We start from the raw sequence: 13,958 nt of genomic DNA, 5'->3' as shown, positions 1-13,958 counted from the left end.
TGGCTTCTCTGGCATGTGAATCCAGAACTCCAGACAGGAATTCCGCTATGGACACCAACCGCTCGGCGACAGCGACAGCGAATCGCGATCGCGCGACTGCCCCCACGGGTGCCACCACGCCCTCTGAGCGCAAGCTCCTCGGACACCCCCGTGCACTCGCGTACCTCGTCTCTCTCGAGTTTTGGGAGCGGTTCTCGTACTACGGGATGCAGTCGATCCTCGCGCTGTACATCTATTACTCGGTGACAGACGGGGGGCTTGGCCTGTCCGAGGCGGTGGCGATCGGTGTCGTCGGCTCCTATGGAGCGAGCGTCTATTTCGCCACGGTGGCGGGCGCATGGCTGGCCGACCGGGTGGTAGGCGCTGAGCGACTCATGTTCGCGTCCGGGTTCACCATCATGTGCGGCCATATCGCACTGGCCCTCGTCCCGGGCGTACCTGGCCTCGCGCTCGGACTCATCCTCATCGCCCTCGGTTCAGGTGGCCTGATTGCCAACGCGACCGGCATCCTCGGTGGGCTGTATCGCGAAGGCGACCCGATGAGGGAAGCCGGCTTCAACCTCTTCTATGCGGGGCTCACCTCAGGGGTCGCGTTGGGCCCCATCCTCACCGGATTCATGCAGACCACTTGGGGGTTCCACGCCGGATTCGGCTGCGCCGCGGTTGGTATGGCGATCGGACTGATCCTCTATGCCTTCGGTCGGTCAAGTCTCCCCGCGTCAGTCAACATCGTCCCGAACGCGTGCTCGAGCCGCACTCGCACGGCCGTCACCATCAGCGTTGTTGCCGTCGTCGCTGTGGTCTTGTTTGCCTTCGCGCTCGGCATCCTGACTCTGGACAACATCTCCTACTGGTTCACAGGAGCGATCGGCGTGACACTCGTGGCCTACCTGATCACGATCCTGCGCTCTGATCGCATCACGCCGGTCGAGCGCGACCGCGTGTACTCGTCACTGCCCCAACTGTTCTCGAACGTCGTGTTCTACAGCCTGCTGATGCAGGTCTTCGGCGCAATCGCCGTCTACGCCGACCAGAACGTGAACCGGTGGATCGGCAGTTGGGAAATGCCCGTCGCCTGGATCATCGGTTTGTCGTCGGGCGTGACCCTGGTCGTATCACTCCTGGCCACCACGCTGTGGACCAAGATGGGTGATCGGCAGCCGTCCACTCCCACGAAGATGGGCATCGGACTACCGCTCATCGGCTGCTCGTTCCTGATGTTCATCCCCTTCACCAACTCCGATTCCACGCCGCTCCTATATGTTTTCCTACTACTGCTCATCATGGCGTTCGGCGAGATCATCTTCGCGCCGACTGGAATCAGCATGTCGACGAAGCTTGCTCCCGCGGCCTACCGAACCCAGATGATCGCGGTCTACTACCTGTCCATCGGTCTCGGCACGAGCCTCGCAGGCGTCTTCGGGCAGTACTACAGCAATGTGACCGCCTACTGGGCCGTTCTCGGCGGCGTCGCGATCACGGCCGGCATCGTCCAGTTGTGCCTCGGCGGGTGGGTACGGCAACGCATGCATGGCGTCTTGTAAACGCTCCGCAGGCATGTCGCCCGCGTTGCCGGCAGTTCTCTCGCCTGCAACGCGGGCGAACGTGCAGGTGCCTCGATTCCGCGGCAGTCGCCGGGTTCGGAGCCACCCCCGCACGACCCCAAGCGGCCGGCGGACCACATGGGGCGCGATCTCAATGGTCCACAGACCTTGCCAATGAGCCACGCACTGTGGCCACAACAGAGATTGGATGACATGAAACGAACCTCGATGGTCGCGACTCTCGCTGCCGCACTATTGGTCGGGGGTTGCAGTACCTCCACGGAGTCTGCCGACTCCTCACCCGCACGCGACTCCGCGGCGCCGACGACCGGCCTCAACATCCTGCTCACGAACGACGATGGATGGGATGCCGACGGCATCCGCGCAGTCTATGCCGCTCTGCGCGCAGAAGGACATACCGTCACCGTCTCCGCCCCAGCCGTCAACCAGTCCGGGGTCGGGGGGCTGAAGACATTCTGGGGGCCGGTCGGCGTGGTCCGGCCCGACCTCGCCACACACCCCGAGTACGCCGGGGCCGACGTCTGGGCTGTAGGCCCCAGTGAGGCCAATCCGCGGGGGGCACCCCGTCCGACAGTGTGCACTTCGGACTGTCACATCTGTTCAAAGGCAAGGCACCAGACCTCGTCGTGTCCGGCGCCAATCACGGCATCAACACCGGTGGCGCCGCGAACAATTCGGGCACGGTCAATGCGGCGATCGAAGCACTCGAGCAGGGTGTTCCGGCGATTGCGATCAGCACCGAGGACCCGGCCGAATGCGATCCCGAGACAACGGCACCCCCCCTGGATTTCACCGAAACAGCCTCGTACACCAGCGAGCTGGTGGCTGCGATCGCCAGTCACCGCGATGGCGAAGGTCCTCTGCTCCCGGCGGGTGTTGGGTTGAACGTCACGTACCCGGCGGGTAAAGCCAAGGGAACCAAACTGACCGCGGCCGACGTGGACCCGGCCCAGGTCGACTATGTGGAGACCACCCCCGGTCAGTTCGAGGCAGTCCCCTCATGCGCAGGTACGGCCGACGACCCTGCAACCGACTTCGGAGCCATGCGGGCCGGGTACGTCGCCATCACCCAACTCGAGGCCCCACAGAAGCAAGGCGGCGTCGCCGACGACCTGGACTATCTTGCCGAGCTGAAATAGCCGGCCAGCCACGCTGTCCGCGGGGCTGACGCCGTACACAATCGAACGAGGCGGCGACTCGATCTTCTCGAGTCGCCGCCTCACCCGGGCGGATCTCGTCAGCCCTACGTGAACCTCAGCGCGGAGTCGCCAACGCGATTACTCCAGGCGGCGGGTTGCACTGCGATCGAGGTACCGGTCGATCACATGAAATGCCATCGCACTGTCGACCCGGAGGATCGGAAGCTGCGCGAGGCGATTCGCGATCCGTCCCGAGATCGGGATGCCGACGCTGTCCGCGTTGAAGGCGATGTCAGCTGAACCTCGCCACCCCTGGTCGTAGGTGTTGCCCTGCGTGACGATCGTCGGGTAGCTCGCATCCGGTTCGGCAACCGCCCCTTCCAGCGGTGTTCCGGGAACATGCTTCCATCCCAGCCAATGCCAGGTCGAGGACTCCGCGCTTGCGTAGTCGACGACCTCCTGCGCCATGGGTTCCATGTCGGAGAAGGTGATGCCGAGCAACTCGGTTCCATACAGCGAGCAGCTCACCCGGAACGCCGACTCCCCCACCGCCACCTCTGGGATGTCGGCATAGAGCTTGGGAATTCCAAGGTAGTCCCGACCGGCGATGATCGAATGACAGTCGTCCTCCCAGACGACCGACGCGAAAGGACCCGCAATCGTCTGCTGCTCGCCTCGATAGACGACAGGGATATTGACGGCGAGCAGGCTGTAACTGCGGCCACCGAGCCAGTCGACCTCGTCCAACCGCGCGTAACTGAGTTGCACTGTCGGGGTCTCGGTGAGTTCGTAGAAGGGCGGCAGTAGGTCTGCGAGCGCCTCACGTTCGGTCTCGAACGACACCCCCGCAACCCACCCGGTGCCACCCCGGCTCACAGCAGGCATCGCCGACGGTCCGAAGCTGGCCGGCATGTCAACCCGTAAGTCGTACGTCATCTGAATTCTCCTCGAGCCCGCGGACGGGTCAGTCGTTACCGCGCCGGCCGGACGATGATCTTTCGCAGCGTCTCGTGGACGGTCCAGCGGGTGGAATCCTTCTCGAAGAAGACGCCGACCGATCCGGGCCCGATCTCGCTGACGCGTCCGTCCTCGAACTCGATGGTCGCCCGACCGCTGATGACGATGAAGGTCTCCTCGGCCTTCACACCCTCGAGCACGCCGGGTGTCATCTGCCACACAGCACCGAGCTCGTTGCCTCCCTCGCGATCCCAGAGCACATTCGCAGTCGCCTCGGTGCCGGGAGTGATCCGCTCGGGCTCTACCGGGTACGGGTGCATGTCGACGACGGTGGGGTCGATCACGAGACTTGTCACTTGGCTCCAGCCCTTTCGATGGGTGAAAACGCTATAACAATGCGTTCGTTCGTTAACATACTTGTAGTTCAGTGACTCACGCAACATCGACCGCGCAGAATCGGTCGAGGTCCTCGTCACCAAGCACAGGAGCGATGCCATGGGAAGCGTTCTCGTCGACGGTTCGCAGAACGACCTCGAGCGGGAACGCCTGCACCGCAAACAGATTCTGGCCGCGTCCTTCCGGATCTTCGGGCGTTTCGGATTCAGCGAAGGAGTCGCCGGCCACATCACTGCTCGCGATCCGCTGCGCCGCGACTGCTTCTGGGTCAATCCGTTCGGTATGCACTTCAGTCGCATCACCGTGAGCGACCTCATCCTCGTCGACCATGACGGTGAAGTCGTACAGGGCGATCGTCCCGTCAATCGAGCGGCATTTGCCATCCACTCCCAGATCCACGCCGCCAGACCCGATGTCGTCGCTGCGAGTCATTCGCATTCCGTCCATGGAAAAGCGCTGTCCGCGTTGCGCGTCGAATTACTGCCGTTGACACAGGACGCCTGCGCGTTCTTCCAGGACCACGCGGTGTTCAACGACTGCACGGGTGTCGTGCACGAGACCGGTGAGGGTCGTCGTATCGCCGAAACTCTCGGCGCGCGAAAAGCCGTGGTCCTGGCGAACCACGGATTGCTCACCGTCGGACGTACCGTGGAATCGGCAGCATGGTGGTTCATCACGATGGAGCGCTCGTGCCAGGCGCAGCTCTTGGCGATGGCGGCGGGCGACCCGGTACTCATCGACCCGATCACCGCCAAGCTGACCTACGAGCAGGTGGGCCTGGAATCGACCGGCGAGCTACAGTTCAACCCGCTTCTGGAATGGATCGTCGCGGATCAACCGGAGTTGTTGACCTGACCACACTCTCGAAGTTCGGCATAGCCGAGGCCGGCCGGTCCGTCCACATCAGAACCGACCGGCAGTCAACTCGAGAGGTCGACGGCCCTGACCTTCGTCGGCGTGAGATCAAACCGGATGGTACGCCCGATATTGACAGTCGAAACGTACGCGTCGAGGGTCGCCGGGTCGAGGTAGCGCGCAGAGACCGACCGGACATCGTCTGCTGAAGCGGGGCGCTCCGTGACCGCCCCCTCGATGCCGACGTAGCTGTATGGCATGGTCGTTCGCTGAACCAGGAACGACACCCGCCCGGTCCGCCGGATCAGTCGGGTCTTGAGTGTCTCTTCCTCGGTACAGAAGAAGATGTTGCCACTCTGCTCGACGCCGTACCACATCGGTACCATCAGCGGCGGTTTCGTGGCGCGCTCGATTGCCAGCACCGCCACGTGTGGTTCATGCAGGAGGTTCTGCATCTCCGGAGTGTCCATCGTCGCCATTGTTGTAGCCTCGCCCTCTCGACCAGAAACCCTTGAATACGAACTCCGCCGGGTGGATCCGACTCGCCCCGACTACACCCGCCCCGCGAGTTGCCGGGCGCCTCGTTGGTCACCAGCGGTTATGATGCAACACGTCCGCCAGTGGCCTGCGTCCCGCCGGCCTGAAGTCGGTCCCCTTCGTGTACGCGACAGGCATCAGTACGCCCTGGTGCACACCGTCAGGAATGCCGAGCAACTGTGAGATCTCTCGCTCGTAGGCCAGATGCAGTGTGGTCCAGGCTGATCCGAGACCACGTGCGCGCAGGGCCAACGCGAGACTCCAGGCGCCGGGCAGTAGCGAACCCCAGATACTGCTCTGATTGCCCGCAGGGAGTTCACCGCCGATGTCGATCGCGCCGATCACCAGGACAGGGACCTCGGCCATCGTATCTGCGAGATACTGCGAACTCGCTCCTACGCGACGAGCCGTTTCGTCAACCCGCTCCCGGTTGGCCGAATACAGTTCGTAGGAGCGTGAGTACAACTCGGCCACACGCCTTTTCGTATCCTCGTCGGTGAGAACGATCCAGTGCCAACTCTGCAAGTTGCTACCCGACGGGGCCTGCAGCGCGACCGTCAACGCTTCCTCGACCAATTCCAACGGAACCGGACGCTCGAGGTCCAAGCGCTTCCGCACCGAGCGGGTCGTGGTCAACAGCTGGTCAGGGCCGAGATCGAGGAGGGACACCATAGGCGGCGATATTATCACGAATGTTCGTTCATGCAGTGGCGTTGGTTGTGAAACGCGATACGAATCCCTGCTCACCACGTCCAGCTACATCGCCGGCCGGCGGAAATGAGAGTCCAGCACTGACCGAACGTATCCTGACCAGACACGGTCTTCCCGTGCGCTTCGCCGCCGGAGAAGGCTATGCAGATCCCGACCTCGACCCTCGTGGGCACGAGCAGGCCGAACGGCTCGCGGAATACTTGCAGACCGAGCCGATCTCGGGCCACGGAGTGGCCCGACTGTTACGAGCCCCTCGACACTTTTCACGAACGCATCGTCACCGCGATCGACGCCATGGTCGCCCGTCATCCCAAGCAGGTGGTCGCGGTGTTCTGCCACCGTGGCGTGATCGCCCGGTACACGGCCGCGGTGCTCAAACTTCCATGGGAACAGTCCGGCTTCTTCTACCCGTTGTACACGTCCATCACGCGTATCGGAGGAAGTGCCAGCGGTCGAATCATCCTCACTCTCAACGAGACTCCCCAATCTTCGTGGCACCGGCCTGCCTACGGGCGCCATCTTCTGACCGATAGCGTCCGTCCGTGCATGGGACGGGGCTTCGAGAAAGACGCGCTACGGGAGACAAGAGTCGCTACTCGAGGCTCGCGCCGCTGTCGGCGACTTCAAACCACCGACACCGACGATCAGCACTGGGCTACCGGACCAGGCCGCTACACTGCTGGGTACACCCCGCCATGCAGGAACTGCCTCTGGAACCGCCTGGCCCGCTATTGGGACCTGCCACTCACATTGCCCTGCAGACTGATCGGCGATCCGATGGTTGTCGGTGACGGGCGTGGTGATTCGCGAGACCGGAGTCAGCGCGTCGGTCCGTCACCTTTGAAGGTGAGCACCTTGCGATCGGCCAGGAGCGGATTGATCAGCGCCTTGCCGAGGACAGCGAAGTGCGCGGACGCCAAATGGACGCTGAAGTCGGCCTCGGTTACGTATCGTTCGACGATCAGGATATGGCGCGGATTCTCGACACTCTGGAAGTAGTCGTATCCAATGCTGCCCGGCTCAATTCGGGTGGCCAAGGCCAGCTCCGCGAGATGTCCGAGCACCTCAGTTTCGCAGCCGGGAAGGACGCTGCACTCGGTCATGACATTGAAGTGCGAGCGGCGGCTCACTGGACCAGCCAACTTCACAGATTCTTCCTCCACTGTGTCGAACCCGAGGCTGTATGGCGACTACGGGCAGGTTCTTGAATACTGGTGCGGTTGCAATCGGGACTGCGTCGTTCGAACCGTCGACCGGACGGCTGTGCTCAGCCGGCCGTCCGTCGGTTCGTATTACGGATCACGTACCCGTGGACGCCTGGGGGGCGAAGCGCAGACTGCAGGCCGAGCGAGAACATCGCTCGGCCTGCAGTTGCAGTCTGTGCCCAGTCGACCTCGGACGTCACGTCACCCCGGTCAGCCCGCCAGGAGCCCGCCGTCCACTGTGAAGATCCCGCCCGTGGAATACGACGACAGATCGCTGGCCAGGAAAATCACCATCTTGGAGACCTCTTCCGGTTTGGCGATTCGGCTGATCGGCTGGGCACTGAGCCAGTCGTCGAAGCTGAACAGCTCATTCTGCTTGAAGTGTTCCATCTCTTTTTCGAACATCGCGGTGTCGACCACTGACGGTGCGATTGCGTTGACACGGATGTTGTCATACGAATGGGTCAGGGCGACGGACCGAGTGATACCCAGTACGGCCGCCTTGCTCGTCTGGTACGCAAGGTAGCCGAACGTACCCCTGATCGCCTGGACCGAAGCGGTGTTCACGATGGTGCCGCCGCCGTTTCGCTTCATGATCGGGACAACGGCCCGACACCCGCGAAAGACGCCGCCCGCGTTGGTGTCGAGGACGTCGTGCCACTCCTCATCCGACGTCTCCTCGACGGTCGACAACTCGCAGATTCCCGCGTTGTTGACCAGTACGTCGATGGCTCCCCACCGCACGGCGATGTCCTCGGTCACGCTCGCCCACTGAGCCGTGTCGCGGACGTCCAGACGGACGTACTCCGCGAGCCCACCTCCATCGACGATCTTCTCAGCAGTCGCCTTGCCCTCGTCGTCGAGGACGTCGGTGACGATGACTCGTGCACCCTCATCGGCGAGGTGCCGAGCATGGGAGGCGCCCTGTCCGCGCGCACCGCCGGTCACCAGAGCAACTTTGTTCTCGAGCAGCATGGGTCTCATCTCTTTTCATCCGAGGTCGGGAAGTCGATCCAGACGCGCCTCCGGCATGGATTGCACGACGACACTCGCGTTCACTGGGCATGTCTCCGACCCAGTCCGGTAGCAAAACGAACATTCGATCAAACTGGCGGCCGAGCTTCTTGTGCACACGCGAGTGAGGGTTGCCGTTGAACCAATTCTAGAATATCGTTCTGCTCGCGGCAAGGGCTCCTCGTGGGCCGATGGGTTCACAACCGATTCGGTAGACGAAGACGTCACGTCGCCTGATCCCGATTCAACTCCGGAGGTTCAGTGAAGATTGTCGCCCTCTGCGGTGCTGGCGGGATGGGTGTCCATTTTTTCGACCAGTTGGTCGTAACCGGCCATACCGCGGTTGTGGCACGACCCGGCCGGTCTCCATTGCAATCGGAAGGCCGCCAATCGTATGGAAAGCACTGGCCCGCGGCAACTCTCGAGCGCCGAGAACTTTCGGTAGCTCCTGTCACCAATCACAATTCATGTCGTCTCAGCCCTTCTGGAACCGAACACGGGGACCGTCGACGACCACGAGAACGGAGAAGTTGATGACCGACGTCGCTGTGCTGGGTATGGGCAGGATGGGAGCGGCGATCGCCTCTCATCTGCTGGCTTCCGGGTCAACGGTGACGGTATGGAACCGGACCGGGTCGAAGACCGACGATCTCGTCGCGCAGGGCGCCGTCAGGGCAGACACCGCACTGGACGCGATCGCGTCGAGTCCGATCGTCATCACTGTCCTGGTCGGTTATGACACCGTGGCCGCCCTTCTCCCGCAGGATTCCCTGGTCGGCCGAGCCGTGGTCAACTTCTCGACAGGCGCACCGGAGGAGGCCGTACGGCTCGCCGGCGTGGTCGAGAAACTCGGCGGGGAGTACCTCGACGGCGTGATCCTGAACTACCCGAACCAGATCGGCACCCCGGAAGGCAGTATCCAGTACTCCGGGTCGGAGTCCGCGTGGGACCGACACGGTGAGTTGCTCGCCGGGATGTCCGGCGACACCCAGTACTGGGGTTCAGAGCCCGGCTGGGCGTGCGTGATGGACCATATCGGACTGGCCTTCAGCACCCCGTTGCTCGTTGCCGCAATGGAGGCCGCGGCGTACGCAGCCAGTCACGGCATCCCTGCGAAAGACACGATTGCAGGCTTCGCACTGGGCTTTCCGACAATCGCGCAGATGCTCGAATCACTGGCGGCGAGCGTCGGTGACAGCGACTATTCCGCCAGACTCGCAGCGCTCGACGTCTACCATGCCGGAATTCAGGGCGTACACACTGCCATGACGGCAGCCGGCGTCGACGCGCTGGCTGTCGGTGCGGCCGCCCGCCAACTCGGCTCCGCCATGGAAGATTTCGGAACCGATGCAGATCTGGCGGCCGTGTACGGGCGGCTTCGCGGCCCGATGGCCTCCGCTGAAATCTCTGAGACCGACCGGCCCTGAGCCAGCCGGTGAAAGTACATTTGTACGCATGCAGTGTACGAGTCGGGCCTCGGGAATCATCCGGTGACGGTGACGGGAGAGAGTCCGCGTCGACGTCGCGACCCGGAAGCCCGTCGGCGCGACATCATCGAGGCCGCGGCCACGCTGATCACCGAGATAGGTTCGGGTGGTCTGACTCATCGGCTCGTGGCGAAACGTGCAGGAGTCGCCGTCGGGTCGACGACACAGTACTTCGCCACTCTGGATGATCTCCGTCAGGCGGCTCTCGGTCACCTGGCCGACGACATCGACGAAGCGCTCGCCGCAATCGCGCAGAGCTTGACCGACAACGGCGCCTCGCCCGATGCCTTCGCCGAAGCGTTGCACGACTACCTCTCGACTCCCAGACTCCTCCGCGCCGACATGGCATTGTTGTCGGCAGCCATGGTGGATCCTGCAATTCGTCCACTCGCCCGTCGCTGGTCTGATGGATTGGTCGAGCTGCTCACGCCGTTCGTCGGCGAGCGTTCCGCACGCGCCATCACTGCATACATCGACGGCGCCTCGGTGCACGCCCTGTTCTACGAACCCCCGATGACCGTCGACGAACTCTCCGCCGCGCTGACTGCGCTCATCGATTACGGCCGGACTCCCTGAGACCGTCTCGATGGTCTGTTCTACCTCCGCAGCCGGTCCATCATGACATGCGCGGAAGGTGCCGAACCGCGGCACGGACCTCGGCGCGTGTCGATTCCGACAGTGTGAGGTATTCGGTGGCATCGCTGAACCACAGGCCGACTGCGGCCAGGATCGCCACCTGCTCCCATACGGTTGTCGCCTCGTCGGAGACCCACCTGGACCGCAGATGTTCCCACGCCGGATGCCTCGACTCGCCCGCCATGGTCTCGGCTGCGAGCACGAGCTCCGACGATGTCCTCTTCCCGCTGAGCAATGTCTGCAGATAGGCCGTCACGCGTTCGGCAGACGACGATTCCTCGAACGAGTCGGTCAAGTATCCAGAGGCTTCCTCGTCCCATTCACGGGTCACCTTGTCGACGACCGCAGCCAGCAGCTCGTCTTTGGTCGGAAAATGGTACACAATGCCGGCTTTTGTCAAAGCTGCCTGCTCGGCGATCATCTCGTAGGTGAGCGCTCCGACCCCCTGCTCACCGATCACCCGCAGCGCCTGGTCGACGATCATCTCCCGCTTGCTGGGGCGCATCCGACTCACTCTCTTCACATGCCCTGCGGGCGTCGTTGGCTTCGTCCCCTCCAGGAGGGGTGCATCACATCTTCTGGCGCGCCAATCGTATCTATAACTATACTGTTAGTATAGTTCAAAAGCGAGTCGAGAGGTTCAGGATGAAAATATTGGTGGTCGGCGGCGGAATCGCAGGCAGCGCATCTGCATACTGGCTCAATGACATGGGCCACGAGGTGGTTCTCGTCGACGGAGCACCGGCCATACCCAGCGGTGGCTACCTGATCCAACTCGACCGTACTGCGCAGTCGCTCCTCACCGAGATGGGGGCCGGGGCGATGGTCGACAGCATGAGCGTACCGGCGCCGCAGGTGTCGGTCCGAGGTCCCCGCCAACCGAGATTCGAACTACGCACCCCTGGTTTCAGATTGGCCCGGAGAAGCGACCTCGTCGGCGCTGTTCTCCGACACACCGCGGAACGTGTGCCCCTACAGCTCGGTCGCGAGCTCGTCGGGATCGAGCAGGATGCCGACCACGTGACAGCCCGGTTCCGCGACGGAGGCAACGAGGACTTCGACCTGCTGGTCGGCGCTGACGGACTGCGATCAACGGTCCGACGCCAGATCCTGGGCCCGGACGATCGGCTGGTGTACGAGAACGGGAGAACCAACGTCTGGATCGATGTCCCGGGCCTCAGCGACCACGGCGATGCCGCGGTCTTGACGGGCAACGAGTATGTCGCTCAAGTTTTTCCGTACCCAAACGCCGACCGCTCACTGGTGGTGGCCTCCACGTTCACCGGAAGCAGTCGGCCTGACGTGGAGGTCCTACGTCATGGTGCGGTGGCCCTGCTGCGACAACACGGACCAGACTTCGCACATCTCGCCGACGCTGCGGTCGAGGCGGACGCCGAGACGATTCGCCTCACGCGCTTCGCCCAGGTGCGCGCGCCGCGTTGGCACAACGGTCGGGTGGTACTCGTCGGGGATGCCGCGCATTGTGTCGATCCCTTGTCCGGACTAGGTGCCCATGCCGGATTGCTGGGCGCCCAGTTGCTCACGACACAACTGACCCGATCCGCAGACCTCGGCCGTGGACTGCACCGGTACGAGCGCGAGATGAAGCCGTTTGTGAAACTGGCCCAGTTCACTACCGCGGCACTCGTCGAAGGAACTACACCACACAACCTCCGACATCGGATATCGTCAGTCGCTTCATTTCTCAAGGCCACGGCGCATGCGATCCCCGCCGCCGTGGATGCGTGGCGGCACCGGTCGCTGACGACGGGCGTGGCGCCTGCGGCTGCCTGACAAGAGGTCCACGGCCGCCGGCTTGCACAGCGACCGCGGACCTCTGTCCGGTGGAGCAGTCAGATCAACCGAGAGAGAACGGCTTACCCCAGATGGTCACCTGACCCTTGACCGTGTCGGTATCGACCTGAACGGTCATCCTGGCGCGGGCCTGCGCGTATCCGGCACACCCGTCGACGTTGAATGTCTGCTGGCTGTACGCGACACCGCCGGTCCTGCCACTGAAGGTGAAATCGTTGATGCGGTACTTGTCATACGCCGTGTTCGTGCCGGACGTGGTGTCGACGATCGGGGCGTAGAACGCCTCACCGGGCGCAAGCTGGAACCCGCCGCCCGCCGACCCATCGGGCTGCAGCTGCTGCGTTGCCCCGGTCTCATCCGTGTAAGGCCCCGCGCCGACGCCGCCCTCGGCCCCCGCGCCGAAGAAGACCTGACACCCGACGACGTAGCCGCCCTTCACCGAGGCTCCCTTGGCCGGCCCACTGGTCGACACCTTGATCTTTCCGGAGACCCAGACCTCGCGGCTCGTGGGCACATTGGTGACCGGACGTTGGATGGTGGCGGACTCGTCGTACAGGTGGACCTTGACATGAGAGCCGTCCACAAAAGTCTTCTGGGCAAATCCACCGGGCAGCCGCATCGCCTCGGCAGACGGCGACACCATCACCTGGGTTCCCATCGCCGTGACGCCGACCGCGATTGCCACCGCCGCCCGCTTGATGTTCTTGTTCATTGTTGTCCTTTGCAAGATGTGTGATCCGGCCGGCAGGCCGTGAAGTTCAGGGGAACGCCGAGTACGTCAGTTGAGACTGAAAGGCTTGCCGTAGAGGTAGGACTGGACCAGGCCACTCTTGCCGCTGGCAGTACCGTTGGCGGTGTCGAGGTCCTCGGCGGCGAACACCACGGCAACCGAGCGTGCCGACGCATACCCACCGCACTGCTGGACATCGATCTCCTGTCGGTCCCACTGGACGCTGGCGCCGAGGTAGAAGTCTTTGTCGAACAGCGGAACATACTTGACCTGACCGGGATTCAGCGGCACGGTCAGCGACCCACTGACCGTCGGGCCGGCCGGAGCGATGCTGCCGGACAGTCCACCGGAGAACCCGGTGATGTCCACCTGGCAACCGACGAGGTAGCCGACCGACAGATTGCCCGAACCTTTGCTCACCTGGGTGCTGAACGTTCCACTGACCACCGCCGAACGACCAGCACCGTTGGCCGCCATCGACATTGCCGGACTAGCGGATTCGCCGGTGCGCCAGACCTGCACAACCTGCCCATCGATACCGACGGTCTTCTTGTAGCCGTTCGGCAATGACGCTGCAGAGGCGGATGCGTCGGCCGACATCGCAAGGCCGGCAACGGTTGCCACTGCCAGCGCGCTCACGCCGAGCCGCCTGCGCACGGCACGGAGGGTGGACTGCTTCATCTGATCCCTTTCATCGGGGTGGGTCCCGCTCGATGTCCGGAACGATCCATCGTCCGGACGTGGGCCCACTGAAAACGTTGCACGCCACCCCGCGAGAGCGACGACGACGGCGACGTGGAGCGAACACTGGATGTCGGCACCCGGACCGGGGCGGATCATGGCGCCGACGCCAGCCCAGTATGAGGTGGATCACCCCGCACAGTCAAGAGGCGATTTGTCACGTCTCGACC

General features: G+C 63.3%; 14 protein-coding genes and 2 pseudogenes. 7 read left to right on the top strand and 9 right to left on the bottom strand.

Features of this window, described 5'->3' with window-relative positions; translation table 11 throughout:
- Positions 1-47: 47 nt before the first annotated feature.
- The 3 genes and pseudogenes from GTV32_RS17680 to GTV32_RS23910 all read left to right on the top strand — a co-directional run.
- Positions 48-1,544: an oligopeptide:H+ symporter gene (locus GTV32_RS17680; RefSeq protein ID WP_161061427.1), complete on the top strand. Its 1,497-nt coding sequence runs from the start codon at positions 48-50 to the stop codon at positions 1,542-1,544.
- 138 nt (positions 1,545-1,682) lie between these two features.
- Positions 1,683-2,030 (top strand): annotated as a pseudogene (locus GTV32_RS23915) (5'/3'-nucleotidase SurE); the annotation flags it as partial.
- 101 nt (positions 2,031-2,131) lie between these two features.
- Positions 2,132-2,704: pseudogene (locus GTV32_RS23910) on the top strand (5'/3'-nucleotidase SurE); the annotation flags it as partial.
- Between the two features lie 138 nt (positions 2,705-2,842).
- On the opposite strand, the gene GTV32_RS17665 reads toward GTV32_RS23910, so the two are convergent.
- Complete coding sequence (locus tag GTV32_RS17665) at positions 2,843-3,640, bottom strand: acetoacetate decarboxylase family protein (RefSeq protein WP_161061425.1); 798 nt, start codon at positions 3,638-3,640, stop codon at positions 2,843-2,845.
- Positions 3,641-3,675: 35 nt separating this feature from the next.
- On the bottom strand, positions 3,676-4,005 hold the full coding sequence (locus GTV32_RS24130) for a cupin domain-containing protein (protein ID WP_202421836.1): 330 nt from the start codon (positions 4,003-4,005) through the stop codon (positions 3,676-3,678).
- Between the two features lie 151 nt (positions 4,006-4,156).
- Between GTV32_RS24130 and GTV32_RS17655 the strand changes: the two genes are divergently transcribed.
- Positions 4,157-4,912 carry a class II aldolase/adducin family protein gene (locus GTV32_RS17655; protein ID WP_161061424.1) on the top strand — a complete coding sequence of 252 codons (756 nt, stop codon included), beginning with the start codon at positions 4,157-4,159 and terminating at the stop codon, positions 4,910-4,912.
- Positions 4,913-4,977: 65 nt separating this feature from the next.
- Here the strand turns inward: GTV32_RS17655 and GTV32_RS17650 are convergent, their stop codons facing one another.
- From GTV32_RS17650 to GTV32_RS17630, 4 genes are all read right to left on the bottom strand, one after another.
- Positions 4,978-5,382 carry a pyridoxamine 5'-phosphate oxidase family protein gene (locus GTV32_RS17650; RefSeq protein ID WP_161061423.1) on the bottom strand — a complete coding sequence of 135 codons (405 nt, stop codon included), beginning with the start codon at positions 5,380-5,382 and terminating at the stop codon, positions 4,978-4,980.
- A 118-nt stretch (positions 5,383-5,500) separates the two neighbouring features.
- Entirely contained in the window at positions 5,501-6,121 is a 621-nt protein-coding gene (locus GTV32_RS17645) for a nitroreductase family protein (protein ID WP_161061422.1), read from the bottom strand.
- Positions 6,122-6,978: 857 nt separating this feature from the next.
- Positions 6,979-7,308, bottom strand: coding sequence for a putative quinol monooxygenase (locus GTV32_RS17635; protein ID WP_161061420.1), 330 nt, complete (start codon positions 7,306-7,308; stop codon positions 6,979-6,981).
- A gap of 267 nt (positions 7,309-7,575) precedes the next feature.
- Positions 7,576-8,340 carry an SDR family NAD(P)-dependent oxidoreductase gene (locus tag GTV32_RS17630; RefSeq protein WP_161061419.1) on the bottom strand — a complete coding sequence of 255 codons (765 nt, stop codon included), beginning with the start codon at positions 8,338-8,340 and terminating at the stop codon, positions 7,576-7,578.
- Positions 8,341-8,912: 572 nt separating this feature from the next.
- Between GTV32_RS17630 and GTV32_RS17625 the strand changes: the two genes are divergently transcribed.
- Positions 8,913-9,806, top strand: a complete 894-nt coding sequence (locus GTV32_RS17625; protein WP_161061418.1) for an NAD(P)-binding domain-containing protein — start codon at positions 8,913-8,915, stop codon at positions 9,804-9,806.
- Positions 9,807-9,869: 63 nt separating this feature from the next.
- A complete protein-coding gene (locus tag GTV32_RS24125) occupies positions 9,870-10,442 on the top strand; it encodes a TetR family transcriptional regulator C-terminal domain-containing protein (protein ID WP_343287370.1) in 573 nt (190 codons plus the stop codon).
- A 40-nt stretch (positions 10,443-10,482) separates the two neighbouring features.
- Here the strand turns inward: GTV32_RS24125 and GTV32_RS17615 are convergent, their stop codons facing one another.
- The gene (locus GTV32_RS17615; RefSeq protein WP_161061417.1) at positions 10,483-11,007 is read right to left on the bottom strand and encodes a TetR/AcrR family transcriptional regulator; all 525 of its coding nucleotides are present in this window, start codon (positions 11,005-11,007) and stop codon (positions 10,483-10,485) included.
- Positions 11,008-11,147: 140 nt separating this feature from the next.
- Between GTV32_RS17615 and GTV32_RS17610 the strand changes: the two genes are divergently transcribed.
- Positions 11,148-12,296 carry an FAD-dependent monooxygenase gene (locus tag GTV32_RS17610; RefSeq protein ID WP_161061416.1) on the top strand — a complete coding sequence of 383 codons (1,149 nt, stop codon included), beginning with the start codon at positions 11,148-11,150 and terminating at the stop codon, positions 12,294-12,296.
- A 64-nt stretch (positions 12,297-12,360) separates the two neighbouring features.
- Here GTV32_RS17610 and GTV32_RS17605 read toward each other — a convergent pair whose 3' ends face one another.
- Both GTV32_RS17605 and GTV32_RS17600 read right to left on the bottom strand, forming a co-directional pair.
- Positions 12,361-13,029, bottom strand: coding sequence for an MspA family porin (locus tag GTV32_RS17605; protein ID WP_161061415.1), 669 nt, complete (start codon positions 13,027-13,029; stop codon positions 12,361-12,363).
- A gap of 66 nt (positions 13,030-13,095) precedes the next feature.
- The gene (locus GTV32_RS17600) at positions 13,096-13,728 is read right to left on the bottom strand and encodes an MspA family porin (protein WP_161061414.1); all 633 of its coding nucleotides are present in this window, start codon (positions 13,726-13,728) and stop codon (positions 13,096-13,098) included.
- Between the last annotated feature and the right edge of the window lie 230 nt (positions 13,729-13,958).

It is taken from the genome of Gordonia sp. SID5947, assembly GCF_009862785.1.
GTDB lineage: Bacteria > Actinomycetota > Actinomycetes > Mycobacteriales > Mycobacteriaceae > Gordonia.
The sequence above is the reverse complement of the archived record's forward strand: the minus strand, read 5'-3'. Positions and strand labels throughout refer to the sequence as shown.